We start from the raw sequence: 1,465 nt of genomic DNA on the forward strand, positions 1-1,465 counted from the left end.
GGCCGCTTTGGAGTGTGAGCGAACAAAATAGTCTGTTCTTCATCTTGCTTCGGTGTGATATCGACCCAGTCCCCTTCCGGGCTTTGCCAAATAGCATGAAACTCTGCTTCTATCATGACATTTGGCCATTCCCAAATCTGCCACCCGCAAAGCATTTTCCCGCCACTTGAGAGAACTTTGCGTTCTACATTCGGAAAGCATTCGCTCACTATCGCGCCTGATTCAGGCTGCACTTTTACATAAACCGGTGGTGCCTTCAGGTTTAATTTTGATATTAACCTATTGACTTGCTTTGAGATGGTTCGCGGGGTGTTTGAGTTGGTCAAAATGCCCCCTTAATGGTTTCTTGCCATAGTTACAAACTCTTTTATTACTTGATCCCAGTTATCCGGTGCTCCAAGCATTGTAGGAGTATCTAGCGCGTGCCGTCGTAACGCAGCCTCAAAAACTTTCATATCAAGTCCCGGACCAAAACGACTGTGCAAGTCATCCATGACACTGGCAAAGCGATTCTGATCCAGTTGGTGTCCGGTGTACCATGTTGGAATGCCTGCCCAAGGGGCTATTATGGCGTATACTTCATCTTCCTTTTCTTTACATGAATCAACAAGGAAAGCGTCGATGAATAATTTTCCAAATATGACAGAGTACAAATACAACATACTGCTTAAATTCATGAACTCGGAAATCGAGAATGAGATTTTTCTTAGTAGGGGCAACATTAGTCATGGAGAACTGTTGTCGGCTTATCTGGAGGCTGACCCACAATTCGTGGAAACAGTAAAACGATTTGGTTTTGAAAAGTAACTAGAGTGATACGGGAGTAAGTCATCATGAGTATGCGAATGACAATAGAGAATGTGCGTAAAAGCTTAGCTACATTAGGTAGTGCTCGTGTTAACTACAACACTACGATAGAAGGTGCATATAGCATTTGCTTTGTCGGCCCTCAGCACGGCTCAATTGTTTTGGGCGATGATGCTGGACTCCCTGTAAGTTTTGATACGCTAGGTGATGCTGAACGTGTACTGCTGTCTCTTGGCGTAGTGTCATTTAACGTTTGGCATTATCAAGCTGCAAGCTAATTGTAATCTGTCCATTAGTTGGCCTTACTGCTTAATGTTGGTCATTAATGCAATTAAAAAGGGGGAATTATGCCCTATCAAAATGCAGTGTTTGTAAGAGCAGCACTTGAAGCACTTGGCATTACACAACCGGCGTTGCTGGCATTTGCTGCTGTGGTGGTTATTGTGGCGTTCACTGTCAGGTGGCGGATGAACTGGAATGAATAAAGCAAAATGTTGAGGGGATTGGCTATGGCCGGAATTAAGCAAATGTCTGAGAATACACAGAATCTTGTAAGCTTCATTGGTTCTTTGCCGTCAGCAAAGAATGTCCGGGTTTATACCCAGGAGCAGCAACAAGTCATGAATCTGGAAGGTGAAACTGCGGCTGTGCGCCGTGC

The 1,465-nt window shown here is 44.4% G+C and carries 4 protein-coding genes; 2 read left to right on the forward strand and 2 right to left on the reverse strand.

Translation table 11 applies throughout. From position 1 onward, the window contains the following. Together DCM90_RS10135 and DCM90_RS09665 are read right to left on the reverse strand one after the other, a co-directional pair. Positions 1 to 326, reverse strand: a 326-nt coding sequence (locus DCM90_RS10135) for a hypothetical protein (protein WP_225366033.1), incomplete at its 3' end; no start/stop codon positions are given. A gap of 9 nt (positions 327 to 335) precedes the next feature. Continuing rightward, the gene (locus DCM90_RS09665; RefSeq protein WP_225366034.1) at positions 336 to 677 is read right to left on the reverse strand and encodes a hypothetical protein; all 342 of its coding nucleotides are present in this window, start codon (positions 675 to 677) and stop codon (positions 336 to 338) included. 156 nt (positions 678 to 833) lie between these two features. On the opposite strand from DCM90_RS09665, the gene DCM90_RS09670 reads away from it, so the two are divergent. Continuing rightward, positions 834 to 1,085 carry a hypothetical protein gene (locus DCM90_RS09670; protein ID WP_109251157.1) on the forward strand — a complete coding sequence of 84 codons (252 nt, stop codon included), beginning with the start codon at positions 834 to 836 and terminating at the stop codon, positions 1,083 to 1,085. 69 nt (positions 1,086 to 1,154) lie between these two features. Further along, a complete protein-coding gene (locus DCM90_RS10025) occupies positions 1,155 to 1,292 on the forward strand; it encodes a hypothetical protein (RefSeq protein ID WP_154707667.1) in 138 nt (45 codons plus the stop codon). The last annotated feature ends 173 nt before the right edge of the window (positions 1,293 to 1,465 follow it).

It is taken from the genome of Levilactobacillus bambusae (assembly GCF_003124125.1).
GTDB classification, from domain to species: domain Bacteria; phylum Bacillota; class Bacilli; order Lactobacillales; family Lactobacillaceae; genus Levilactobacillus; species Levilactobacillus bambusae.

Excerpts from the sequence above, each read along its gene's own strand:
- DCM90_RS09665 (WP_225366034.1), bottom strand. The coding sequence starts at position 677 with ATGAATTTAAGCAGTATGTTGTATTTGTACTCTGTCATATTTGGAAAA.
- DCM90_RS09670 (WP_109251157.1), top strand. The coding sequence starts at position 834 with ATGAGTATGCGAATGACAATAGAGAATGTGCGTAAAAGCTTAGCTACA.
- DCM90_RS10025 (WP_154707667.1), top strand. The coding sequence starts at position 1,155 with ATGCCCTATCAAAATGCAGTGTTTGTAAGAGCAGCACTTGAAGCACTT.